23 protein-coding genes, 1 rRNA gene and 1 riboswitch are annotated in these 25,837 nt (G+C 39.3%); of the genes, 23 read left to right on the forward strand and 1 reads right to left on the reverse strand.

Annotated elements, in window-relative coordinates; translation table 11 throughout:
* From rrf to ACIQ7T_RS15300, 17 genes are all read left to right on the forward strand, one after another.
* Positions 1 to 94: ribosomal RNA gene (gene rrf / locus ACIQ7T_RS15220) — 5S ribosomal RNA — on the forward strand; the annotation flags it as partial.
* Between the two features lie 177 nt (positions 95 to 271).
* Positions 272 to 670 carry a hypothetical protein gene (locus tag ACIQ7T_RS15225; protein ID WP_370079149.1) on the forward strand — a complete coding sequence of 133 codons (399 nt, stop codon included), beginning with the start codon at positions 272 to 274 and terminating at the stop codon, positions 668 to 670.
* Positions 671 to 886: 216 nt separating this feature from the next.
* Entirely contained in the window at positions 887 to 1,795 is a 909-nt protein-coding gene (locus ACIQ7T_RS15230) for an alpha/beta fold hydrolase (protein ID WP_402871327.1), read from the forward strand.
* A 382-nt stretch (positions 1,796 to 2,177) separates the two neighbouring features.
* On the forward strand, positions 2,178 to 2,372 hold the full coding sequence (locus ACIQ7T_RS15235; protein WP_370079153.1) for an NETI motif-containing protein: 195 nt from the start codon (positions 2,178 to 2,180) through the stop codon (positions 2,370 to 2,372).
* 92 nt (positions 2,373 to 2,464) lie between these two features.
* Positions 2,465 to 2,563, forward strand: a riboswitch (purine riboswitch).
* A gap of 189 nt (positions 2,564 to 2,752) precedes the next feature.
* On the forward strand, positions 2,753 to 3,241 hold the full coding sequence (gene purE / locus ACIQ7T_RS15240) for a 5-(carboxyamino)imidazole ribonucleotide mutase (protein ID WP_370079155.1): 489 nt from the start codon (positions 2,753 to 2,755) through the stop codon (positions 3,239 to 3,241).
* Positions 3,238 to 4,362: a 5-(carboxyamino)imidazole ribonucleotide synthase gene (gene purK / locus ACIQ7T_RS15245; protein ID WP_370079157.1), complete on the forward strand. Its 1,125-nt coding sequence runs from the start codon at positions 3,238 to 3,240 to the stop codon at positions 4,360 to 4,362. The genes purE and purK overlap by 4 nt, the downstream gene beginning before the upstream one ends.
* A 13-nt stretch (positions 4,363 to 4,375) precedes the next feature.
* Positions 4,376 to 5,671, forward strand: a complete 1,296-nt coding sequence (purB, locus tag ACIQ7T_RS15250) for an adenylosuccinate lyase (protein WP_402871332.1) — start codon at positions 4,376 to 4,378, stop codon at positions 5,669 to 5,671.
* A 97-nt stretch (positions 5,672 to 5,768) separates the two neighbouring features.
* Positions 5,769 to 6,479 carry a phosphoribosylaminoimidazolesuccinocarboxamide synthase gene (gene purC / locus ACIQ7T_RS15255; protein ID WP_370079161.1) on the forward strand — a complete coding sequence of 237 codons (711 nt, stop codon included), beginning with the start codon at positions 5,769 to 5,771 and terminating at the stop codon, positions 6,477 to 6,479.
* Positions 6,480 to 6,481: 2 nt separating this feature from the next.
* Entirely contained in the window at positions 6,482 to 6,730 is a 249-nt protein-coding gene (gene purS, locus ACIQ7T_RS15260; protein WP_079562648.1) for a phosphoribosylformylglycinamidine synthase subunit PurS, read from the forward strand.
* 2 nt (positions 6,731 to 6,732) lie between these two features.
* Positions 6,733 to 7,416 (forward strand): phosphoribosylformylglycinamidine synthase subunit PurQ, encoded by a 684-nt coding sequence (gene purQ, locus ACIQ7T_RS15265; RefSeq protein ID WP_337988657.1) that lies wholly within the window; start codon positions 6,733 to 6,735, stop codon positions 7,414 to 7,416.
* Positions 7,403 to 9,637 carry a phosphoribosylformylglycinamidine synthase subunit PurL gene (gene purL / locus ACIQ7T_RS15270; protein WP_370079165.1) on the forward strand — a complete coding sequence of 745 codons (2,235 nt, stop codon included), beginning with the start codon at positions 7,403 to 7,405 and terminating at the stop codon, positions 9,635 to 9,637. Before purQ ends, purL begins: the two co-directional genes overlap by 14 nt.
* Entirely contained in the window at positions 9,613 to 11,037 is a 1,425-nt protein-coding gene (purF, locus tag ACIQ7T_RS15275; RefSeq protein ID WP_370079167.1) for an amidophosphoribosyltransferase, read from the forward strand. The genes purL and purF overlap by 25 nt, the downstream gene beginning before the upstream one ends.
* Positions 11,038 to 11,123: 86 nt before the next feature.
* Positions 11,124 to 12,179, forward strand: a complete 1,056-nt coding sequence (purM, locus tag ACIQ7T_RS15280) for a phosphoribosylformylglycinamidine cyclo-ligase (RefSeq protein WP_370079169.1) — start codon at positions 11,124 to 11,126, stop codon at positions 12,177 to 12,179.
* Positions 12,179 to 12,748, forward strand: coding sequence for a phosphoribosylglycinamide formyltransferase (gene purN / locus ACIQ7T_RS15285; RefSeq protein WP_370079171.1), 570 nt, complete (start codon positions 12,179 to 12,181; stop codon positions 12,746 to 12,748). Before purM ends, purN begins: the two co-directional genes overlap by 1 nt.
* 112 nt (positions 12,749 to 12,860) lie before the next feature.
* The gene (gene purH / locus ACIQ7T_RS15290; protein WP_370079173.1) at positions 12,861 to 14,387 is read left to right on the forward strand and encodes a bifunctional phosphoribosylaminoimidazolecarboxamide formyltransferase/IMP cyclohydrolase; all 1,527 of its coding nucleotides are present in this window, start codon (positions 12,861 to 12,863) and stop codon (positions 14,385 to 14,387) included.
* A 67-nt stretch (positions 14,388 to 14,454) separates the two neighbouring features.
* Positions 14,455 to 15,711 (forward strand): phosphoribosylamine--glycine ligase, encoded by a 1,257-nt coding sequence (purD, locus tag ACIQ7T_RS15295; protein ID WP_402871340.1) that lies wholly within the window; start codon positions 14,455 to 14,457, stop codon positions 15,709 to 15,711.
* A 189-nt stretch (positions 15,712 to 15,900) separates the two neighbouring features.
* Positions 15,901 to 16,053: a hypothetical protein gene (locus ACIQ7T_RS15300; protein ID WP_402871342.1), complete on the forward strand. Its 153-nt coding sequence runs from the start codon at positions 15,901 to 15,903 to the stop codon at positions 16,051 to 16,053.
* A gap of 518 nt (positions 16,054 to 16,571) precedes the next feature.
* Here ACIQ7T_RS15300 and ACIQ7T_RS15305 read toward each other — a convergent pair.
* Positions 16,572 to 17,018: a hypothetical protein gene (locus ACIQ7T_RS15305; protein ID WP_370079177.1), complete on the reverse strand. Its 447-nt coding sequence runs from the start codon at positions 17,016 to 17,018 to the stop codon at positions 16,572 to 16,574.
* Positions 17,019 to 17,218: 200 nt separating this feature from the next.
* Between ACIQ7T_RS15305 and ACIQ7T_RS15310 the strand changes: the two genes are divergently transcribed.
* From ACIQ7T_RS15310 to ligA, 6 genes are all read left to right on the forward strand, one after another.
* Positions 17,219 to 18,940, forward strand: coding sequence for an adenine deaminase C-terminal domain-containing protein (locus tag ACIQ7T_RS15310; RefSeq protein ID WP_370079179.1), 1,722 nt, complete (start codon positions 17,219 to 17,221; stop codon positions 18,938 to 18,940).
* A 49-nt stretch (positions 18,941 to 18,989) separates the two neighbouring features.
* Entirely contained in the window at positions 18,990 to 20,045 is a 1,056-nt protein-coding gene (locus ACIQ7T_RS15315; RefSeq protein ID WP_370079181.1) for a DUF3048 domain-containing protein, read from the forward strand.
* A gap of 15 nt (positions 20,046 to 20,060) precedes the next feature.
* On the forward strand, positions 20,061 to 20,381 hold the full coding sequence (locus tag ACIQ7T_RS15320; RefSeq protein ID WP_004225717.1) for a YerC/YecD family TrpR-related protein: 321 nt from the start codon (positions 20,061 to 20,063) through the stop codon (positions 20,379 to 20,381).
* Between the two features lie 110 nt (positions 20,382 to 20,491).
* On the forward strand, positions 20,492 to 21,181 hold the full coding sequence (gene pcrB, locus ACIQ7T_RS15325; protein ID WP_370079183.1) for a heptaprenylglyceryl phosphate synthase: 690 nt from the start codon (positions 20,492 to 20,494) through the stop codon (positions 21,179 to 21,181).
* 32 nt (positions 21,182 to 21,213) lie between these two features.
* On the forward strand, positions 21,214 to 23,466 hold the full coding sequence (gene pcrA / locus ACIQ7T_RS15330; RefSeq protein ID WP_370079185.1) for a DNA helicase PcrA: 2,253 nt from the start codon (positions 21,214 to 21,216) through the stop codon (positions 23,464 to 23,466).
* A 14-nt stretch (positions 23,467 to 23,480) separates the two neighbouring features.
* Entirely contained in the window at positions 23,481 to 25,487 is a 2,007-nt protein-coding gene (gene ligA / locus ACIQ7T_RS15335) for an NAD-dependent DNA ligase LigA (RefSeq protein ID WP_370079187.1), read from the forward strand.
* The last annotated feature ends 350 nt before the right edge of the window (positions 25,488 to 25,837 follow it).

Consider the following 25,837-nt stretch of genomic DNA (forward strand, 5'->3'; position numbering starts at 1 on the left):
TCACACCCGTTCCCATACCGAACACGGAAGTTAAGCTCTTTAGCGCCGATGGTAGTTGGGGGCTTCCCCCTGTGAGAGTAGGACGTCGCTAGGCACTTAAAAAGTCGAGGATTTATTCCTCGGCTTTTTTTGTTTTATAACATAATAAAAAAAGGCTCTTTTCGAAAAGATTGTTGCTATTCAACTAACGGTGCAGTTTAGTTCAAGAAGGAGTACAATGATTTTAGGAGAGAATATTTATTCAAATGGAAACATGGGGGAACTGTGATTTATGGATAAAACTGAAGAACTTTTAAAAATTTTCGATTTAGTACCTAAGATAGATTTTGTGGATAGAATCAGAAATTTATTAAAAGAAGAAATAGAGAATGAATCATCGGAAGATAATGAATACTTAAAAACACTATGTATTCAATTATTTGCTTTAGGATGTGTTGACGATACTCTGTTAATTTGGAGAGCAAAGGAAAAGGACTTTGATACACATTGTAATATTGATGTTCAACTATTATGTGGTGCAGGATTGGAAAAGACACTGGGTTATCTCAATAAAATTGATACTTTAGAGGCAAAGAAAGAACTAAGCTATTTACAGAAATGTAAAGAAGATTTTGAGGATTTTAATGTAGAAAAAGTTCTGAATTTTTACAAAAAATATTACAGAATTTAGGAATGTGTGTATAAGGTCATTATAATTCCTTGTTGAACTCCCATGAAAAGAACGAAATAATCTTTCATTCTCTGTGGTGTATCCCTGGTTTTTGCCCTACATGGATGGCTAACGGGTGCTTTACTTGAAGATCATTGAGTTGCATAGGCAGCTCTTTTTTCAACTAACGGCACAGGATAGTAAAACAATATAATTAATTGATATTTAAACAAAGAGGTGAGTAAAATTAGTCAATTTTTAATAATAAATCAAAATAAGATTGAGATACTTCAAAAAGGGCAAAATGGTACACCAATAATTATCCTTACAGGAATGGGTTGTTCATTCGATGAATGGTATGAAGTGACAGAGTCATTAAGTAAAACAAATAGAGTTATAATGTTCCATAGACCAGGGCTAGGCGAAAGTGAAATTCATAACGAAGTCCGTAATACACAAACAGTCGTAAACGAAGTAAAAGAGATGATACATTTACTTAAATTATCTGAACCCGTAGTATTAGTTGGTCATTCCTATGGTGGGTTATGTGTACAACATTTTGTGAAAAAGCATCCTGAAAAGGTTGCTGGAATAGTATTAGTAGATTCAACTTCTGTTGATTTAAAGGTTTTAGATGACTTGAATTTACCTGTTCTGAATGAAGGAGCAACCGATGAATTTTGGATGGAAAAATGTCGTTCTTATTCTCAAATGAAAAGGGAAGAATTAAGAGAAGTTATTAACCCTACTCTAACAAAAGAACAAAAGCTACTCCCGAATGATATTCAAAAACGCTTAATAAATTTCCGGATAAACCCTACTCTATATAAAGCAATGTATTCTGAAATTAGCAACTGGAAGAGGGACGGAGATATTATAAAGAATTTGGTGGTATACCCTGATATACCTTTAATTGTTATTAGCCGAGATAAAGAGCATAACATTAAGTTAGGTACTATGGAAGGTTTACCAGAGTGGGAGTTAAGGTTATTTGAAGAAAAGTGGCAAGAACTTATTATGAATCAAGTTAATCTTACTTCAAATAGTAAATATATAATCGCACAAGGAGCCAGTCATTCAATACATATTGATAGACCTGATATTATAGTTCAATCAATTAATAAAATAAATTCCTTCCTCAACTAGCGGTTGCTTTAGTTGAAGAAGGATTTACGAAAAATCAAAATATAAAGATCAAGTTAATCTACAAAATGTGCAGGATTAACTTGGTCTTTATGTATTAACAGCAACAATCTATCCGCTTAACCGAGAGTCCCCCCATAAGTAAACCCATAATTGCTATATACTACCCCATCGATAACCCCATATGCCGCTACGTTGCACTACCTTTCGAGCAAAAAAAAGCTGCTGCCCCCAGAAAAGCACCCAGTCGAAACAGAAATCAACCCTACGATAGGGTGAAGAGCATTTCATTAATAAATCATACATACTAAATGAAGGATCTCAAGGTATAATGAAACTCATAAGAGGAAAAATTATTGGATACAAGATCGAAAGGAAGAAAGATTTGGGAAAAAAACAAATTTGGTATGAAGTAGAAGAAAATGAATCAATTGAAGATTGTTTGGCAAGAATGCGTCGAGATGGTTATATGGCAGTGGGAAGAAAAGAAGAACCGGTTTTTCACTTAGTCAATGGAGAACCAACGTATTTACGTCAAAAAATACAATTTAAAGCGATGTTATGGCAAGATTCTGAGTAATTTTCACTTAAATCCGAACGTTTATAAACGACTAAAATAAAATGTTCGCATTTCTAGTTGACTATAATGGAATGACTTGTTAAAATATGAGAAGGAAAAACAAATAAATCCCACATATATGCTAGAGAATTGGCTCTAGTGTCTCTACCCGGCACCGTAAATGCTGGACTATGCGGGAAAGCACTTTTGGCATGTTACGGGAAGGTGTATGTGCAGAAATGTACATTTGCATATTCTTTTCATAATAAGTCCTCAAGTAAACTGCTTTCACGTGTATGGTAGGGAGTAGTTTATTTGAGGATTTTCTTTGTTATAAAAAGTAAAAAATGTAGCTATAAAATATTTGATCATTTTTCTAACGTTAAGAAGGAGCGACAATCATGAATCCGAAAATCGGTGTCATTATGGGGAGTTCAAGTGACTGGGAAACAATGAAACATGCATGTGATATTTTAGATGAATTACAGGTACCGTACGAGAAAAAAGTTGTATCTGCACATCGTACGCCTGATTTAATGTTTGAGTATGCAGAATCAGCACGTGAGCGAGGTATTCAAGTAATTATTGCTGGTGCAGGTGGAGCTGCGCATTTACCTGGAATGGTAGCGGCTAAAACAACGTTACCGGTAATCGGTGTACCTGTGCAATCCCGTGCTCTTAACGGTCTTGATTCTTTATTATCAATCGTTCAAATGCCTGGTGGTGTACCTGTAGCAACAGTAGCGATTGGCAAAGCGGGAGCGACGAATGCAGGCTTGCTAGCAGCGCAAATTTTATCGACAACAGATGTAGAGCTTGCTAATAAACTAGATGCTAGACGTGAAGCCACAAAGCAACAAGTACTGGAAAGCACAGGTGACTTAGTGTGACAAAGATAATTTATCCCGGGCAGACGATAGGTATTATCGGAGGAGGTCAGCTTGGCCGTATGATGGCGCTTGCTGCTAAAGAAGCAGGCTTTAAAATCGCCGTTCTTGAACCATCAATGGATTCACCAGGTGGACAGGTTGCGGATGTACGTATTGTAGCCCCATATGATGATGAGGCAGCTTTAGAAGAACTTGCCGAGGTAAGTGACGTTATAACGTATGAATTTGAAAATATCGATTATGAAGGCTTAAAACGTTTAACACAAATGGCTTACGTCCCACAAGGAGCAGAGCTAGTACGCATCACACAAGACCGTGTGACTGAGAAAGAAGCGATTGTGAACGCAGGTTGTCCGGTAGCCCCTTATTTGGTTGTAAATACATATGAAGAATTACTAGCCAATATCGATAGGATTAGTTATCCTTGTATAGTCAAAACAGCAAGAGGTGGCTATGATGGCAAGGGGCAGCAGCTTTTAAAATCTGCAGAAGACCTACCGTTAGCAAAAGAGCTTTTCTCTCATTCACAATGTATTGTTGAGGGATTTGTACCTTTCGTTAAAGAGGTGTCTGTCATTGTTCAAAGAAACGGTAATGGTGAATCATATTGTCAGCCAGTTGGAGAAAATATTCATGTGCATCATATTTTACATGAAACGATCGTACCAGCTCGTATAAAAGAGGAAACATCACTGACTGCAGAGCGAGAAGCCTTGAAAATTGCTGATTATCTAAATTTAGTAGGGACATTAGCTGTAGAAATGTTTGTATTAGAAGATGGTGGAATCATTATTAATGAATTAGCACCAAGACCTCATAATTCAGGTCACTATTCTATAGAAGCATGTAACGTTTCACAGTTCCATCAACATATACGTGCAGTTTGTGGTTGGCCATTATGTAAACCACAACTTTGGGCACCATCTATTATGATAAATGTTTTAGGGCAGCATGTCGTGCCACTTAGTAACTCAATTGCTAAATATCCTGAATGGTCTATACATCTTTATGGGAAAGCTGAAGCTAAGGTGAACCGTAAGATGGGCCACGTAACGATTATGACAAAAAACTTAGAAGAAACACTACAACAAATCGAGAGTTCTGGCATTTGGTCAGAATAGAAGGAGAAACGCAATGATCGAACGTTACACAAGACCCGAAATGGGCGCAATTTGGACAGAACAAAATAAATATCAAGCTTGGCTAGAAGTTGAAATTTTAGCATGTGAGGCTTGGGCAGAAATTGGAGACATTCCGAAAGAGGATGTAGCTAAAATTCGTGAAAATGCTTCATTTGATGTAAATCGTATTTTAGAGATTGAAAAAGAAACACGTCATGATGTTGTAGCATTTACTCGTGCCGTTTCTGAGACGCTTGGTGAAGAGCGAAAATGGGTGCACTATGGTTTAACTTCTACGGACGTAGTTGATACAGCTCTTTCTTATATAATTAAACAAGCGAATGATATTTTACGCAAAGACATCGTGAATTTCATTGATATTATTGCAGCAAAAGCGAAAGAGCATAAGCATACGGTTATGATGGGACGTACACATGGTGTTCATGCTGAGCCAACAACTTTCGGTTTAAAACTAGGTTTATGGTATGAAGAAATGAAGCGTAACCTAGAACGCTTTGATGCTGCGGCAAAAGTAATTGAAACAGGAAAAATGTCTGGAGCAGTTGGAACATATGCCAATATCGATCCTAAAGTTGAGCAATATGTATGCGATAAATTAGGACTTACAGCATCACCTATTTCAACTCAAACATTACAACGTGATCGACATGCTCAATATTTAGGTGCGTTGGCATTAATCGCAACATCAATTGAGAAATTTGCAACAGAGATTCGCGGCTTGCAAAAATCTGAAACGCGTGAAGTTGAGGAAGCATTTGCAAAAGGTCAAAAAGGCTCGTCAGCGATGCCTCATAAACGTAACCCAATCGGGTCTGAAAACATGGTTGGTATGTCACGTTTAATGCGTGGCTATATGGTAACGGCTTATGAAAACGTAGCATTATGGCATGAGCGTGATATTTCACATTCATCTGCAGAGCGCGTTATTTTACCGGATGCAACGATTACACTTAACTATATGTTAAATCGCTTCGGTAACATTGTGAAAAACTTAACTGTATTCCCTGAAAACATGAAACGTAATATGGGTCGCACTTTTGGTTTAATTTACTCTCAACGTATCCTATTAGCACTTATCGATAAAGGGTTAGTGCGTGAGGAAGCGTATGATACAGTACAACCTTTAGCGATGCAGGCGTGGGACGAGCAAGTTCAGTTCCGTACGTTAGTCGATGCAAGTGAAAAAATTACATCGTATTTAACGAAGGAAGAGTTAGATGATTGCTTTGACTACAACTACCATTTGCAGCATGTAGATATGATTTTTGAGCGTCTTGGACTTAACTAAGTAGAGTCACTAGCGGATGTTACAGAATTGAATCGTTACGTACGATTCAATTCTGAACAATACGCGTGTATTTCATAATATCAGGGGGAGTAACGAAATGACTACAGGTCAACTTTTGTATGAAGGTAAAGCAAAAAAATTGTATACAACAGAGGAGCCAAATGTGTTACTCGTTGAATACAAGGATAGTGCAACAGCATTTAATGGTGAGAAAAAAGAAGAAATTGAAGGTAAAGGCGTATTAAACAATCGCATTACCTCTCTAATTTTCGAAAAATTACAAGCAAACGGAATTGCGTCACATTTCGTAAAACAATTATCTGATACGCAGCAGCTTGTAAAAAAGGTAGATATTATTCCAATAGAGGTCGTAGTTCGTAATATAGCAGCAGGTAGCTTAGCGAAACGTCTTGGCTTTGAGGAAGGTACACCATTAAAACGCCCAATCGTTGAGTTTTATTATAAAGACGATGAACTAGGCGATCCGCTCATTACTACGGAGCATATTGACGTACTTGATCTTGCGACACCTGAGGAAGTGACAGCCATTTATGATGGTGCACTTGTAGTGAACAAAGTGTTGCAGCCACTATTTGCAGATGTCAACGTTACACTAATTGACTTTAAATTAGAGTTCGGACGCGATGATGATGGAAATGTACTACTGGCAGATGAAATATCACCAGATACATGCAGACTTTGGGATGCAACTACAAAGCAAAAGTTAGACAAAGATGTCTTTCGTAGAGACCTTGGTAATTTAACAGAAGTTTATACTATTATACTTTCTAGACTCGGAGGCAAATAACAATGAAAAAAGTTAAAATTTACGTGACATTACGTGAGAGCATTCTTGATCCACAAGGTTCAGCTGTACAAGGTTCTTTAGTGAAAATGGGTTACGCTGAAGTAGAAGATTTACGTATCGGTAAATATCTTGAACTAGCAATTAAAGATACAGAACGTGATATTGATACTCTAGTAAAAGAAATGTGTGAAAAGGTTTTAACTAACGTTGTAATCGAAGACTATCGCTACGAAGTCGAGGAGGCTAACTAATCATGAAATTCGCAGTACTCGTTTTCCCTGGGTCAAACTGTGATATCGATATGTATCATGCGATTAAAGACGAGCTAGGTGAAGAAGTAGAATATGTATGGCATACAGCAACAGATTTAAGTGGCTTTGATGGCATTTTAGTACCAGGAGGCTTCTCATACGGGGATTATCTTCGCTGTGGTGCGATGGCCAACCAATCTAATATTATGGCAGAGGTTAAGAAGGCAGCGGATGCTGGTAAGCCGGTATTAGGAGTATGTAATGGCTTCCAAATCTTAACTGAAGCAGGTTTATTACCAGGTGCATTACTTCGTAACAAAAATTTGAAATTCATGTGTCGTACAATCCAGCTTAAAGTTGAAAACAATAATACATTATTCACAAATCAATATGAGCAAGGCCAAATAATCAATATTCCAATCGCACATGGTGAAGGTAACTACTACTGTGACGAGGAAACTTTACAACAATTAAAAGATAACAATCAAATCGTGTTTACATACTCAGGCGAAAATCCAAACGGTTCTTTAGAAGATATCGCAGGGATTATAAACGAGCGCGGCAATGTACTAGGTATGATGCCTCACCCAGAGCGAGCTGTTGATGCACTGGTGGGCGGAGCAGACGGTCTAGCAGTATTTAAATCAATTGTGAAGCAGTGGAGGGAAAATCATGTCAACAACTAAGTTTGAGCCAACAGCACAGCAAATTAAAGATCAAAAATTATACGCTGGTATGGGGATGTCAGACGAAGAATTTGCAATGGTAGAAGGTATTTTAGGACGTCTACCAAACTGGACAGAGACAGGTCTTTTCTCAGTAATGTGGTCTGAGCACTGCTCATACAAAAATTCTAAACCAGTATTACGTAAATTCCCTACAAAGGGTCCACAAGTTTTACAAGGTCCAGGTGAAGGTGCTGGTATCGTAGATATTGGTGACGAACAAGCAGTTGTATTTAAAATGGAATCACATAACCACCCATCAGCAATTGAGCCTTATCAAGGTGCTGCTACAGGAGTTGGTGGTATTATCCGTGACGTTTTCTCAATGGGTGCACGTCCAATTGCGATGCTAAACTCATTACGCTTTGGCGAATTAAAATCAGCGCGTGGTAAATATTTATTTGAAGAAGTAGTTGCTGGTATCGCAGGTTACGGTAACTGTATCGGGATTCCTACAGTAGGTGGCGAAATTCAATTCGATCCTTGTTATGAAGGCAACCCACTAGTGAATGCAATGTGTGTAGGTTTAATCGACCACAAAGATATTCAACGTGGAATCGCGGCTGGTGTAGGGAATACAGTCATGTATGTGGGAGCTAAAACAGGTCGTGACGGTATCCATGGTGCAACATTTGCATCTGAAGAGTTAACAGAAGAATCTGAGAACCAACGTCCAGCAGTACAAGTAGGAGATCCATTTATGGAGAAACTTTTACTTGAAGCATGTTTAGAAGTTGTAAAATCTGACGCGCTAGTAGGTATTCAAGATATGGGTGCTGCTGGTCTTACTTCTTCATCAGCAGAAATGGCTTCTAAAGCTGGCTCTGGTGTAGAAATGAACTTAGACTTAGTACCTCAACGTGAGACAGGCATGACAGCATATGAAATGATGTTATCTGAATCTCAGGAGCGTATGCTACTTGTTGTGAAAAAAGGTCGCGAAGATGAAATTAAAGCGATTTTCGATAAATATGATTTAGATGCTGTGGCAATTGGTCGCGTGACGGATGATAAAATGCTACGCCTATTACATAATGGTGAAGTTGTAGCTGAAGTACTTGCTGATGCACTTGCAGAAGATGCGCCAGTTTATCATAAACCATCTGCAGAGCCTGCTTACTATGCTGAGTTCCAAGCGATGGAAAACACAGAACCAGTGGTAACAGATTACAAAGAAACATTAAATGCACTTTTAAAAGCACCAACAGTTGCTTCAAAAGAGTGGGTTTACGATCAATATGATTATCAAGTACGTACATCAACAGTCGTTGCACCAGGTTCTGATGCAGCAGTGATTCGCGTCCGCGGTACGAACAAAGGTTTAGCGATGACTACTGACTGTAACTCTCGTTATATTTTCCTAGATCCAGAGGTTGGCGGTGCCATTGCTGTAGCAGAGGCGGCTCGTAATATCGTAGCATCTGGTGGTACACCATTAGCGATTACTGACTGCTTAAACTTCGGTAATCCTGAGAAACCAGAAATCTTCTGGCAAATTGAAAAATCAGCTGATGGTATTTCAGCCGCTTGTACAGCATTGAATTCACCAGTAATCGGCGGTAACGTATCTCTTTATAACGAGCGTTCTGGCGAAGCGGTTTACCCAACACCAACAATCGGTATGGTTGGACTAATTGAAGATTTAGCTCATGTGACAACTCAAGAAGTAAAAGCTGCTGGTGATGTAGTATTTGTGATCGGCGATACAAAAACTGAGTTCGGTGGTTCGGAGCTTCAAAAATTATTAAATAATGGGGTTATTTCAGGGAAAGCACCAGCTATTGACCTACAAATTGAAGCTGCACGTCAAGAAGCATTGCTTAAAGCGATTAAAGCTGGAATCGTACAATCTGCACATGATGTAGCAGAAGGTGGTCTTGCAGTTGCGCTTGCTGAAACAACATTTGGCGCAAATGGCTTAGGTCTTGATGTGACATTAACAGGCTCTGCTACAACAGCATTATTCAGTGAAACACAATCTCGCTTCGTTGTAACAGTGAAAGAAGAAAATGCAGCTGCATTTGTAGAAATTGTAAAAGACGCAATGAAAATCGGTGTCGTAACAAACGATGCGCTTGTTAAAATCAACGGTGACAACGGTGTGCTTGTAGAAGGTACAGTGGAGGAATTCCGTTCTAATTGGAAAGGAGCAATCCCATGCTTGCTGAACTCAGAGGCTTAAACGAAGAATGTGGGGTGTTTGGTATTTGGGGCAACTCAAATCCAGCACACCTTAGTTATTACGGGCTTCATGCTCTTCAACATCGTGGCCAAGAAGGTGCTGGGATCGTCGTTTCTGACGGTCAGCATCTTCGCGCGGTGAAAGGCGAAGGACTAGTTAATGATGTTTTCAACGAAGAGAAATTAAAGGCAGTGGACGGAAAAGCAGCAATTGCCCATGTCCGTTATACGACTGCTGGAGGTGGCGGTATTGAAAATGTACAGCCGTTATTATTCCACTCCTCAACTGGTAGCCTTTCAATTGCTCATAACGGTAATTTAGTCAATGCAACGCACTTAAAACAGTACTTAGAGCGTCAAGGCAGTATTTTCCATTCTAGCTCCGATACTGAAGTGTTAGCGCATCTTATTAAGAAAAGCTCGCATTCACCATTCCGTGCGAAGGTGAAAAATGCCCTATCTTTATTAAAAGGTGCGTATTCGTTCTTAATTATGACTAAAGATGAAATGCTTGTTGCACGTGATCCACATGGTTTACGTCCATTATCTCTTGGGAAGCTAGGAGATGGTTGGGTTGTAGCCTCTGAAACTTGTGCATTTGATTTAATAGGTGCAGAATTTGTTCGATCTGTTGAACCTGGTGAGTTATTAATTATTAACGATGAGGGTGTAAAATCTGATCGTTTTGTAGATATGGATAAACGTGCAATGTGCGCGATGGAGTACGTTTATTTAGCACGTCCTGATTCTGATATTGATGGTATTAATGTCCACATGGCGCGTAAACGTATGGGTAAACAGCTTGCTCGTGAATGTGCACATATTGAAGCTGATGTTGTAACAGGTGTGCCTGATTCAAGTATTTCAGCAGCAATCGGCTTTGCAGAGGAAAGTGGCATTCCGTATGAGCTAGGTCTTATTAAAAATCGTTATGTAGGTCGTACATTTATCCAGCCGACACAGGAACTACGTGAACGCGGTGTGAAAATGAAGCTTTCTCCAGTTGTTCAAGTCGTAAAAGGTAAACGAGTAGTGATGGTGGATGATTCAATCGTTCGCGGTACAACTTCACGACGTATTGTAAAAATGTTAAAAGATGCAGGGGCGGCAGAAGTTCATGTTGTGATTTCTTCGCCACCTATGACGGATCCTTGCTATTACGGGATCGATACTTCCACACATGAAGAATTGATTGCATCTAGCCACAATGTAGATGAAATACGTGATGTTATAGGAGCTGATTCACTAACATTCCTTTCCGTTGAAGGTATGGTGGAGACGATTGCAAGACCATATGAAGATGAAAACCGTGGATTATGCCTAGCATGCTTTACAGGTAAATATCCAACAGAAATTTTCCCAGATACAATCTTACCGCATGAAAAAGAACTATTACGTTAAGAAAAACATCTAAACACGTCTAGCGATGATGACGAATCTAGATTCAGATGTGCCAAGGCGATTTGGATGATAAGGAGGAACTCTGCGTGTCAAAAGCATATGAACAAGCAGGTGTAAATATTGAAGCAGGCTACGAAGCCGTAAAACGAATGAAGTCTCACGTTGAACGTACAAACCGTCTAGGTGTGATGGGCACGTTCGGTGGTTTTGGTGGTATGTTTGACTTGTCAGAACTAAATCTTAAGGAACCTGTTCTTATTTCAGGTACTGATGGTGTTGGGACAAAACTAAAGTTAGCGTTTATGGTGGACAAGCACGACACGATTGGCGTGGACTGTGTTGCGATGTGCGTCAATGATATCGTAGCGCAAGGTGCTGAGCCATTGTACTTTTTAGATTATGTAGCGCTTGGCAAGGCAGAGCCAGCGAAAATTGAGCAAATTGTAAAGGGCGTTGCAGATGGCTGTGTGAAATCTGGTGCGGCATTAATCGGTGGAGAAACGGCAGAGATGCCAGGTCTTTATGAAGAAGATGAGTATGATTTAGCTGGTTTTGCAGTAGGAGCTTGTGAAAAATCTGCCATCGTAACAGGCGAGAACATCGTAGAGGGTGACGTGCTTGTTGGTATTGCTTCAAGTGGGGTGCATTCAAACGGTTACTCATTAGTGCGAAAAATTGTCTTTGCAGATAATCATTACGCAGTTGATTCGATTGTGGAAGGCTACGGGGATCTTGGTCCTATTGGGGAAGCTTTGTTAGTGCCAACAAAATTATATGCGAAACCTGTGCTTGCAGCTTTAAAAGCAGCAGACGTTCATGGCTGTGCACATGTAACTGGCGGTGGTTTTTATGAAAACCTACCACGTATGATGCCAGAAGGTTTAGCAACTGAAATTGACTTAGGATCTTGGCCTGTCTTACGTATTTTCGAGTTTTTAAAAGAAAAAGGCCAGTTAGAGGACAAGGATTTATATAATGTCTTTAACATGGGTATTGGCTTCGTATTAGCTGTACCTGCTGATGAAGTAAATAAAGTCCTTGCTACAGTAGAAGCAAATGGTGAAAAAGCATACAAAATCGGTCGCGTTGTGAAAGGCGAGGGTGTTGTATTCAATGGCTCACATGATGGGAGTTTAGTGTAATGACGGCACCAACTAAAATTGCCGTTTTTGCTTCAGGTAGCGGCAGTAACTTTCAAGCTATTCAAGAGGCCATTGAGCGTGGTGAACTACATGCAAAGATCGAACTTGTTGTCACAGACAAGCCTAGTGCATTTGTAGTGACACGTGCTGAGAACTATAGTATTCCAGTGCTAGCTTTAAGTCCGAAAGAGTTTTCTTCAAAAGCAGATTACGAGACTGCTATTATCGAGGCTCTCCATGAAAGTCATGTAGAATGGATCGTGCTTGCAGGTTATATGCGCTTAATTAGTGAAGTATTACTAACTGCATACCCACAGCGCATCGTGAATATTCACCCTTCACTATTACCGGCTTTCCCTGGTAAAGATGCCATTGGTCAAGCAATGGAACACGGAGTTAAGATAACAGGTGTAACCGTCCATTTTGTAGATGAAGGTATGGACACAGGACCTATTATTGCCCAATCGGCAGTTCAAGTTGTTGAAGGTGACCGTGAGGCAACAGAAACGGCCATTCATAAGGAAGAGCATGGGCTATATACAAAAGCTTTACAGCAATTATTAAAGTAATGGATCGATGAGAGAGTTAGGTCTGAGTGCTTAATCAAAACTTAACTCTGTCCCACCAATAATAGCATGACATATTCGTGGCAAACACGATAAAAATTAGGAGGATTTCGTTGTGACTAAACGTGCATTAATCAGTGTTTCCAATAAAGATGGTATTTTAGAATTTGCAAAGGAACTAGTAGCATTAGGTTATGAAATTTTATCAACTGGTGGTACGAAAAAAATGTTACAAGACAATAATGTTGCCGTAACAGCAGTAGATGAAGTAACTAAATTCCCTGAAATTTTAGATGGTCGTGTAAAAACTTTAAATCCAATGATTCACGGTGGACTATTAGGAAAGTTTGACGATGCTTCTCATCAAGCACAAATGAATGAGCATGGAATTGAGCCAATTGAGATTGTATGTGTTAATCTTTATCCGTTTGTTGAAACAATTTCAAAGCCTAATGTAACATGGGATGACGCTATCGAAAATATTGATATCGGTGGTCCAACAATGTTACGTTCTGCAGCAAAAAACCATCAATATGTAACAGTAATTGTGGATAGCAATGACTATACGAATGTATTAGAGGAACTTAAAGCTAATGGTGCTACGACAATTGAAACACGTCGTAAGTTAGCTGCAAAAGTTTTCCGTCACACAGCCGCTTATGATTCATATATATCAAACTACTTAACAGAAGAAGAGTTCCCAGAGAGCTTAACAATGACATATGAATTAAAACAAAACTTACGCTATGGTGAAAATCCTCATCAAAAAGCAGCGTTCTATCAAAAACGTCTAGGCTCAGATTTTTCATTAGCTTATGCTACGCAATTACATGGTAAAGAATTATCATACAACAATATTCAAGACGGTAATGCCGCATTGCAAATTGTCAAAGAGTTTGAAATGCCTGCAGCAGTAGCTGTAAAGCACATGAACCCTTGTGGTGTTGGAACGGGCGCAACATTAGAAGAAGCGTTTGATAAAGCGTATGAAGCAGATCAAACATCTATTTTCGGTGGTATTATTGCTTTAAATATGGAAGTAGATGCAGCAACTGCTGAAAAATTAAGCCATATCTTCTTAGAAATTATCATCGCACCAGCTTTCTCTCAAGAAGCACTTGATATTTTAACGAAGAAGAAAAATATTCGCTTATTAACAATTCCTTTCGAGCAAGCAAAACAAGACAAATTCAATGTTGTATCAGTTGAAGGTGGTCTTCTTGTACAAGAACCAGATCGCTACGGTTTTTCTAATGCAGATATTAAAGTTGTTACAGACCGTGAACCAACAGCACAAGAATGGGAAGCATTACAACTTGGCTGGGCAGTTGTGAAGCACGTTAAATCTAACGCTATCGTTGTGACAGATTCTCAAATGACACTTGGCGTTGGTGCTGGTCAAATGAACCGTGTTGGAGCAGCTAAAATCGCATTTGAGCAAGCGGGCGAAAAAGCAAAAGGTGCAGCATTAGCATCAGATGCATTCTTCCCAATGAGCGATACTGTAGAAGCAGCTGCAGCGGCTGGTATTACAGCCATTATTCAACCAGGTGGCTCTATCAAAGATCAGGATTCAATCGATAAAGCGAATGAATACGGCATTGCGATGGTATTCACTGGCGTACGTCATTTCAAGCACTAAAATATCCAAAAACTAGACCGAGATGGCAACATCTCGGTCTTACGCACAAAGAGGAGGATTCCCTAAAATGAAAGTATTAGTCATTGGAAGCGGCGGTCGAGAACATGCTATCGCCAAACAATTTAGTATTTCACCATCTGTTAATAAAGTATTTGTAGCACCTGGTAATGATGGCATGAGGGGCGATGCGGAAATCGTTGCTATTGATACTATGGATTTTGCAGGTCTTGCACAATTTGCAAAAGAAAATGCAGTAGATTTAACCTTTGTAGGACCTGAGCAACCACTTGCTGAAGGCATCGTTGATTTCTTTACTGCCCGTGGCTTACGAGCATTTGGTCCAACAAAGGCAGCAGCACAAATCGAAAGCAGTAAATCGTACGCGAAAGATATTATGAATAAATATAATATCCCAACAGCAGCCCATGAAACGTTTACTGAAGCTGCAAAGGCTATAGCCTATATTAAAGAGCAAGGTGCACCAATCGTTATCAAAGCAGATGGGTTAGCAGCTGGTAAAGGTGTAGTTGTCGCAATGACAGAAGACGAAGCAATTGAAGCAGTAGAAGATATGATTGGGAACCAACGTTTTGGTGAATCCTCTTCTCGTGTTGTCATTGAAGAATTCCTAGATGGGGAAGAATTCTCCTTTATGTCATTTGTCCATAAAGGTCAGATTTATCCAATGGTGATTGCTCAAGACCATAAACGTGCTTATGATGGCGATAAAGGACCAAATACAGGTGGTATGGGAGCCTATTCACCAGTACCTCAAATCTCGCAAGAAGTAGTGGATGATGCATTTAAGACGGTTGTTGAACCGACCGTGAAAGGTATGGAGGCAGATGGTGAATCGTTTACAGGGATTTTATATGCAGGTTTGATTTTAACGAAAAATGGTCCAAAAGTGATTGAGTTTAATGCACGCTTTGGAGATCCTGAAACGCAAGTAGTTTTACCACGTATGACATCTGATTTTGGTGCATTTATGACAGCCTTGATGGATGAAAAGCCATTTGATCTGCAATGGTCCGAAGAAGCAATGCTAGGCGTAGTAATTGCTGCTGAAGGTTATCCAGGGGACGTTGAAAAAGGAAATGCATTACCTAACCTAGAGGCTCTATCAGCTTCACACGCGGTATTCCATGCGGGTACAAAGTCTGTAGATGAAAACTTTATTGGTAACGGTGGCCGAGTTTTATTAGTAGGAGCAAAGGCATCTACTTTAAAAGAAGCACAAGAAAAAGTATACGCAGGTATTGCAACTGAAAAATGGAACAATTTCTTCTACCGCAAAGATATCGGTTGGCGCACATTTAAATAATAGTTGTGTAACTATAGAGTTATAATTGCCCGATAAAATTTGTTTTCATTTTACTTAAGCTTATCACTATAGCGTGGGGTTGATTTCCGTTCCGACTGGGCGCTTTGTTGCTGCCGCTACGTTAGCACTACGCTTTCGCACAGAGCAAAGCTTCCTGGGGGCGTCCGATGAGCCGCTTGGGGCAACAGGATGTTGGTCACGAAGGCGTTATCACAGGACGTGATGACTTTAGCCTTCGTTCCCCTATATGCTCGCTCCAGGGTCTCGGGCCAACACGATGTTGGTCACGAAGGCGTTATCACAGGACGTGATGGTTTTAGCCTTCGTTCCTCTATCCGCTGATCCCCAAGGAGTCGCCCAGTCTCCACTCCAATCAACTTATATACAAAGCATATGTTTTAATAAATGTCGTCTCAAACTTTTAGTATAAATCTAATTGGAAGAAGCTGTTTTTCCGTTGCGATCTACTAAATGATTAGTAAAATATATCAAGCGTGTTGATTAGGGAAATATAGGTTTATTATTGAGTGATAAAAGGATTTTTTTGTTGATATTTTGCAAAGTATGCCCATTTTAACTGATTGTAGCGGAGGGCTACTCGACTCCCGCGGGAAAGCGAGACAGACGAGACCCTGCACGGAGCGCAGCGGAGGAAGCGGCTCGTCGCTCGCCCGCAGGAAAGCGAGTAGCCCGTAGCGGAAATCAGAGCCTTCTAATTAATTAGGACGGATAAGAATGGTTAAACAACACACTTGAAATTAAATATTTTAATCATTCAATGAAACTTCTTATTGTTTTCAAACGTAGGATTAAAAAGGGTGAAAGCCGTCTCAACTGTACAGTTGAGACGGCTCCTTTGACTAAGAAGGATTTTGAGCTTTATTTGTAGAATTTTTACTTTCTGAGGAATTTTGATTTGAAGTGCTGGAGTCAGATTGCTTTGATGCAGTTGCATTTGATCCTGACGTATTTCCAGATATAACAGAGGAGAAATCCTTCATGAGTTTACCGATTTGTTCAGATGACATAGAATTTTGGCCGCTGAACATACTTTGCATAGAAGAGTTGCCGGTGCTATTGTTGCTGTTGCTCATAGAGCTCTCCATAGTAGAGCACAGTAAAGCTTTCGTTGGGCAATACTTAAAGATACCCTCAGCCATTTTAAAGGCACCAAATGCAATCATCAATCGACCTTTCGTACATTCAGGATTTCTTGAGACTTTAGCGATACCAAATGCCGTTAAACTTACACCCATGGCAAAGCGACAAAAGGCATTTTTTTCGCTTAAATTCGATTCTTGCATCATAATATTTCCTCCTTTAGTCATTGTGGAAAAAATAAAGCGGGGTGCACTTTGTTTTATGAAAGTGCTGTGTTACGATTGAAACAAGATGATTGCATAAAGCATTAATTTTATGACAAAAAGCGTTTATGCAGTAGTAGTATGTGATTTCGCGTAGGATTTACACAATGAAATTTTACGTAATTTAGGAAGGGGCGAATAGAATGGATCCAGTATGGAAAATTACAGAATTACGTCAACAATTAGCTGTAATTGATGGAAAAAAAGCACCGGATATTGTATTAAAAAATGCACGTTATTTACATAGCATGCTCAAACAATGGATAGTAGGGAACATTTGGATTTTAGGAGATCGTATTGTCTATGCTGGTGATAGAATGCCTCCGTTATTAGAAGGGACCGAAGTGGTCGATTGTATGAATAAAACCATTGTACCAGGATATATTGAGCCGCATGTTCATCCGTTCCAGTTATACCATCCGCAATCTTTTGCAGATTTTTGTGGACAACTTGGAACTACAGCTTTTATTTCAGATAATTTAAGCTTCGTTTTATCTTTAGAAAATAAGAAAGCGTTTTCAATACTGGATGATTTGAAAAAGCTACCGTTTTCATTTTATTGGTGGACTCGTTTTGATTCGCAAACTGAAATGGAACAGGAGGAAGAGATTTTTTCTAATACGTCCATTTTAGAATGGTTGGAACGAGATGATGTTTTACTTGGAGGAGAATTAACGGGCTGGCCAAGGTTGTTACATGGTGATGACCAAATGCTCTATCGCATGCAAATGGCTAAGGGCTACGGGAAAAAAATAGAAGGGCATTTCCCTGGTGCATCTGAACGAACTTTAGCACGTATGAAGCTACTTGGTGCAGATGGTGATCATGAAGCTATGACAGTGGAAGAAGTAGAACGACGTATTATGCAAGGATATGCTGTAACGCTACGTCATTCTTCAATACGTCCAGACCTACCAGATCTATTAAAGGGAATAGTTGAAAAAGAACTACCTATTTTTGATCATTTAATGATGACAACAGATGGTTCACCACCTTCTTTTCATGAGGATGGTGTAATGGATAAATGTATTCAAGTAGCTTTAGATGCAGGTGTAGCGCCAATAGATGCTTATCAAATGGCTTCCTATAATGTGGCACGTTATTATAATATGTCCAACTTACATGGCTTTATCGCAACAGGTCGATTTGCCTCCCTAAATATTTTACAAGATGAATGGCATCCAGTTCCTGAGAGCGTACTTTCGAAGGGTGTTTGGTTAAAACGCAATGGAGAACAAGTGCAAAAACTTGCTGAAATTGATTATTCAGCGTTACCTGCATTTGACTTAGATTTTTCATTAACATCTCATGATTTTCAATTCTCGATGCCGTTTGGAATTGAGTTAGTAAATGATGTTATTACGAAACCATATAACTCATTAATTACTAGAGAAGGGCAGCTTGCAGATCATGATGAATGTTATTTAATGCTTATGAATAGAGATGGCAATTGGCATGTTAACACGATGATTAAAGGTTTTGCTACTAGTGTTCAAGGGTTTGCCTCATCTTATTCGAATACAGGCGATATTTTACTGATCGGAAAAAATAAAGACGATATGATCAAAGCCTTTGAGGAAATGAAGGCAATGCGTGGTGGTATTGTCCTTGTTGAAAAAGGTGAAGTAATTGCTACCGTTCCTTTAACAATTGGCGGTCTTTTATATGATGGAGATGTGAAGGAACTAGCAGAAAAAGAGAAGTTCTTAAAGCAAGCATTAGCAGAACGTGGTTACCACTTAGGAGACGCAATTTATTCTTTACTATTCTTACAATCGACACATTTACCATATATCCGTATAACGCCAAAAGGGATTTTTGATGTTATGAAGAATAAGTTATTATTACCAGCAGTGATGCGTTAATTGAAGTTTCCCTATGGTAGATGTAATTGATAAAAGGAGAGTAATGCTTGTGTTCAAATCGAAGAAACTATTTATCGCAATGGCTTTTAGCACCTTATTGATAGGAGGATGTTCAAAAGATTCGTCGGAAGTGAAGAAAGATGATACGAGCAAGGTTGACGATGGAACTGCTATTGAAGAGCCTGTTCAAGAAGGAGCGTTTGTTGCTCCGTTAACAGGTGAAGCTGTGAAGGAAGAAATTACACAACGTCCAATTATTGTTACCGTTAATAATCACCCGAAAGCACGTCCACAATCAGGAATAGAAGCGGCAGATATCATTTATGAAATGCTGGCAGAAGGCAATGTTACGCGTTTATTAGCAGTTTATCAAAGTGAACTGCCAGAAAATGTAGGGCCTGTTCGTAGTGCTCGATCTTATTTTGTTGATCTTGCAAAAAGCTATGGTGCATTTTACGTAGCACATGGTTATAGCCCAGAGGCAAAATCGATGCTTACTAATAATGTAGTCGACAATATAAATGGTATGGATTATGATGGCACACTTTTTAAGCGTTCAAAAGACCGTGTTGCTCCACACAACTCGTATATTACGTCTGAAAATATAGTAAATGGAGCGGAAAAAGTGGGCGCTTCAATGAGTTACCATGAAAAAGTACATGAGGCTTTTTATGAACCCGATGAACGTGGTAAAATAGGCAATGAAACAAGTCGAGTGGACATTTACTACGGAAATAGTGAGTATTTCCATAATTCGTATTTGTATGATAAGCAAAGTAATCGTTATGGACGACAATCGGCTGGCGTTGACACAAAGGATATGTTAACAGGCGATACATTATCATTTTCAAATGTTCTATTTTTTGAAATGAAACATCGAACGATTGATAATGAGGGGCGCCAAGATATTGATTTAACTTCTGGTGGAAATGCGTATGTATTTCAAAATGGCTATATGAGAGAAGTCAAATGGGCTAATATTGATGGAATACCAATGGCTGTAGAAGAGTCTGGGGAGCTTGTGAAGTTAGTACCAGGGAAGTCTTGGATTCATTTCGTACCAACTTCACCAGGGTTACAAGCAATGGTGAAAACGCAGCCTTAAAGGGAGGAAGATTGCATGCAAATCGAAAAAATTCGAGGGCATCAAACAGATCAATTATTTAAAGCAGTGTTAGAGCTGAAAGACATCGAAGAATGCTATAAATTTTTTGATGATTTATGTACGATTAGTGAAATTCAATCGCTGGCACAACGCTTTGAGGTTGCGCATTTACTACGTTTAAAGAAAACCTACGAATCCATTAAAAAGGAAACAGGTGCAAGTACAGCAACTATTTCGCGTGTACGTCGTTGCTTTGATTACGGGAATGATACATATGATGAAATGTTAGGTCGTTTGTATCCAGATGAAAAGCCGTTTCAAGCACCAAAAGAATAGTAGGTAAAGGGGCTGGGTAGAGTTTTTACCCAGTCTTTTTCATTTTTTTGTAGACAGTCATAAGCTATACTTGTAAACGAATAGATAGAAAATGATAGGTGGTAAAATAGATGGATTATTTAGAATGGAGACATGTGTTCAAGCTAGACCCAGCTAAAGATATTTCAGATGAGGCACTAGAAAAAATTTGTGAATCAGGTACAGATGTTATTATAGTTGGCGGAACAGACGGTGTAACTTTAGATGGTGTATTAGATTTACTTGTTCGTGTAAGACGCTTTGAAGTACCAATAGCGCTTGAAATTTCTGCGATTGATTCAGTAACACCAGGTTATGACTATTATTTCATTCCAACTGTGTTGAATAGTGACGATCCAAAGTGGATTAAAAATTTACACCATGAAGCCATTAAAGAATATGGAGATATTATGGTATGGGATGAACTAGTCGCTGAAGGTTATTGTATTTTAAACCCGAATTGTAAAGTAGCGGAAGTAACGAATGCGAAAACTGATTTATCTATTGATGATGTTGTTGCCTACGCACGTATGGCTGAAAATTTCTTTAGACTACCTGTATTTTATGTAGAGTATAGCGGTACTTATGGGGATATTGAGGTTGTAAGTGCTGTGAAAAATGAACTGAAAAATACGCGACTGTTTTACGGTGGCGGTATTACATCTGCTAAGCAAGCAGCAGAAATGGCAAAATATGCAGATACAGTAGTAGTTGGTAATATTATTTACGAAGATTTAAAAGCTGCACTTGCGACTGTTAAGGCTGTAAAAAATAATATATAATGTAAGAACAAATGTTTGTAAGGCGGTGCGGAATGGAGCAGTTAACGAAAAACTTATTAGCAGGTATGAATCCTGAGCAGGAAAATGCGGTTAAAACAACTGAGGGACCGCTTCTAATTATGGCGGGTGCTGGATCAGGGAAGACACGTGTATTGACACATCGTATAGCATACTTAGTAATTGAAAAAGAAGTATACCCATCAAAGATTTTAGCAATTACATTTACAAATAAAGCTGCACGTGAAATGCGTGAGCGTATAGATGGCATACTAGGTAACGGAACTGGCGATAGTATGTGGGTATCGACATTCCACTCAATGTGTGTGCGTATTTTACGACGTAATATCGATCAGCTTGGAATATCACGTAACTTTTCAATTTTAGATTCTACTGATCAGCTATCAGTTATTAAAAATGTTATGAAGGATGAAAATATTGATACTAAGCGTTTTGAACCTCGTGCGATTTTAAATGCGATTAGTTCAGCAAAAAACGAATGTAAAAATGCGGACGATTATGCAGGTCAAATAAATGAAAATAATCCTTACGAAAAAACGATTGCACGTGTTTATAAAGGTTATGAAAAAAGATTACGTCGCAATCAATCACTCGATTTTGATGATTTAATTATGACAACTATTACATTATTCAATCGTGTACCAGAAGTGCTTGAATACTATCAAAACAAATTCCAATATATTCATGTAGATGAATATCAAGATACGAATAAATCCCAATATTTACTCGTTCAGTTGCTTGCCAAGAAATTTAAAAATATTTGTGTTGTAGGTGATTCAGACCAATCGATTTATCGTTGGCGTGGTGCGGATATTGGTAATATTCTTTCATTCGAAAAGGATTATCCAAATGCTAAGGCCATTATGCTTGAGCAAAATTATCGTTCAACAAAACGCATCCTACAAGCGGCAAATGACGTCATTCAAAATAATACAACACGTTATCCAAAAGAACTGCGTACAGAAAATGCAGAGGGTGAAAAAATCGTGTTGTACAAATCGTATAACGAGCAAGAGGAAGCGCAATTCGTTGTACAAACAATTCAACAGCTTATTCAAAAAGAAAATCGTACGTTTGATGACTTTGCGATACTATATCGTACAAATGCTCAGTCCCGTGTGATGGAGGAAGTGCTTGTTAAGTCCAATATGGCTTATCAAATAGTTGGTGGTACTAAGTTCTATGATCGTAAAGAGATTAAGGATTTACTTGCCTACTTACGCCTTATTGCCAATAATGATGATGATTTATCACTCGCACGTGTTATTAATGAGCCAAAGCGTAGTATCGGTGCAACTTCCTTTGAAAAAATGGCGCGCTATGCGATTGAACAGGAGCGCTCTATTTTTGATGCCATGAATGATCTTGTATTCATGGGTCTTTCAGGGAAGGCTGCTAATTCAGCTGAGCAATTTTATGCAATGATTAAAGGCTTTACAGAGATGCAAGAATATTTATCGGTGACAGAAATTGTAGAGCAGGTCATTGACAAATCTGGTTATCGAGCAATGCTACAAAATGAAAAGACGATTGAAGCGGAAAGCCGCTTAGAAAATATTGAAGAGTTTTTATCAGTAACAAAGGCTTTTGAAGAGCGTAGTGATGATAAAAGCTTAATTGCCTTTTTAACTGATTTAGCGCTAATTGCAGATATTGATGCACTTGATAAAGATGACACATCGAAGGGCAACATTATTTTAATGACAATGCATGCTGCAAAGGGCTTAGAATTCCCTATTGTCTTTATCATTGGAATGGAGGAAAATATCTTCCCGCATTCCCGTTCACTTGATGATATGGATGAAATGGAAGAAGAAAGACGATTAATGTATGTCGGCGTGACACGTGCAGAGGAACGCTTATATTTAACGAGTGCGCAAAGTCGTACGATTTTTGGTCGTTCTAGTTACAACAATGTGTCGCGTTTCTTAAGTGAAATTTCGGAAGATATTACAGAATCAATTTCCAAAGGTGGTTCGAAGCCTGAAGTTCCGTTTGCCTCTAGTAATCGTTCAGCAGGCGGCTATCAAAAACGTACTCTTGGAGCGGTTCAGAAAACACAGCCTGCAACTGCTCGTTTACAAACAACCGGTGGAGACCAATTTGGCTGGAAGGCTGGAGACAAAGCGATCCATAAAAAATGGGGAACAGGTATGGTTGTTAGTGTAAAAGGTGAGGGTGATAGTACAGAGCTAGATATTGCCTTTCCACAACCTATTGGTATTAAGCGATTACTAGCACAATTTGCACCTATTGAAAAAGGGTAAGCGGAGGAACTTAAATGAACGAAATTGAACAGCGCGTTGTGGAGTTAAATAAATTATTACACGAATACGGTCATGCCTATTACGTGTTGGATAAACCTGTCGTAGCAGATAGTGTTTATGACCAATTATTACATGAGCTTATTGCATTAGAGGAAGCGAATCCGTCACTTATTTACCTAGATTCACCTACGCAGCGTGTAGGCGGGGCAGTGGTAGAAGGCTTTAAGAAGGTGACTCACGATTACCCGATGCTAAGTCTATCAAACGCTTTTAATGAAGAAGACTTACGTGAATTTGACCGTAAAGTACGTCAAGCAATCGGTGATAACTTTTCCTATGTTTGCGAGCTGAAAATTGATGGTCTTGCCATTTCATTAAAATACGAAAATGGCGTTTTTGTACAAGGAGCAACGCGAGGAGACGGTGTTGTAGGGGAAGATATTACAGCAAATTTAAAAACGATTCGAGCAATACCTCTTCGATTGAAGGAACCACTTACAATTGAAGTACGTGGTGAGGCATATATGCCTAAAAAATCATTTGAAAAATTAAATACCCTACGTGCTGAAAATGGAGAGGAATTATTCGCTAATCCACGAAATGCAGCTGCCGGCTCTTTACGCCAGTTAGATCCTAAAATAGCAGCGAGTCGTCAACTATCAACCTTTATTTATGCAATTGGGGGAGATGGCGAGGCATACGGTATTGACGGTCATGCAGAGATGCTCGATTATTTAGAAGGACTAGGCTTCCCATCAAACAAAGAGCGTCAACGCTGCTCAACAATTGAAGATGTACTAGCCTTTATCGAAAAATGGACTGAAAATCGTCCGAATTTAGCCTATGAAATTGACGGTATTGTTATTAAGGTGGATCGCTATGCGCAACAGGATGAGCTTGGTTATACAGCAAAGAGTCCACGTTGGGCAATTGCTTACAAATTCCCTGCTGAGGAAGTAGTGACAACATTACTTGATATTGATTTAACGGTTGGTCGTACAGGTGTTGTTACACCAACTGCTATTTTATCGCCTGTTCAAGTGGCAGGTACGACAGTTCAACGTGCGTCATTACACAATGAGGATTTAATTCGAGAAAAAGATATTCGACTAGGTGATTCAGTCATTATCCGAAAAGCTGGAGATATTATTCCTCAAGTTGTAGGTGTAATACTAGAACAGCGCCCTGAGGACTCAGTGCCATATGTAATGCCTGAAAGTTGTCCAGTTTGTGATAGCGAGCTTATTCGTATCGAAGGAGAAGTGGCATTACGCTGTGTAAATCCGGCATGTTTTGCACAAATTGCGGAGAGCATTAAATATTTCGTATCGCGTAATGCTATGAATATTGACGGTCTTGGTGATAAAGTCGTTGAGCAATTATTACGTGCAGATTTAATTCATGATATTTCTGATCTGTATCACTTAACTGTAGAACAGCTTGTCGGGCTTGAGCGTATGGGAGAAAAATCAGCGACGAATTTAGTGAGTGCTATTCAGGCTTCCAAAGAAAATTCGATGGAGCGTTTACTAATTGGATTAGGGATACGACATGTTGGCGAAAAAGCAGCAAAAATTGTTTCAGAGGAGTTTGAAACGATGGAAGCAGTGATGGCAGCAACAGAGGAGCAACTAGTGGCGATTCATGAAATTGGCGATAAAATGGCTTCATCGCTTGTCGAGTATTTTTCAAATGAGGATGCACGTGCAGTCATTGGACGCCTTGCTGAAGTAGGTGTCAATATGACATATAAAGGTAAAAAGATAGAAGTAGCTGTTGGGGATAATCCTTTTGCGGGCAAAACAATCGTATTAACTGGTAAACTTGAGCAATTGACACGTAACGAAGCAAAGGCGAAAATAGAAGAGTTAGGTGGTATTGTTTCAGGCAGTGTCAGCAAAAAAACTGATCTTGTCATTGCAGGAGCAGATGCGGGTTCTAAACTAGCAAAAGCCGAGCAATTAGGTATTGAAGTTTGGAATGAAGATAGCCTGATCGAACAGCTTAACCTCGTAAAATAATGGGAAATATCAGACTCGTCACCAAAAGTTGTGGATGACATTTGTTAAAATGTATACTTTATATAAGTTGATTGGAGTGGAGACTGGGCGACTCCTTGGGGATCAGCAATAGAGGAACGAAGGCTAAAATCATCACGTCCTGTGATAACGCCTTCGTGACCAACATCGTGTTTGGCCCGAGACCCTGCAGCGCTAGCGGATGTTTTCTGTGCGAAAGCGAAGCGTCAGCAACAACAAATGTTTTCTGTAGCGAAAGCAAAGCAGCAGCTACAAAGCGCCCAGTCGGAACAGAAATCAACCACACGTTATGGTGATGAGCCAAATATTATAGTAAAGTATGATGAAGTCAT

Origin of the sequence: Lysinibacillus sp. NPDC096212 (genome assembly GCF_044763105.1) — a bacterium.
Taxonomy (GTDB): Bacteria; Bacillota; Bacilli; order Bacillales_A; family Planococcaceae; genus Lysinibacillus.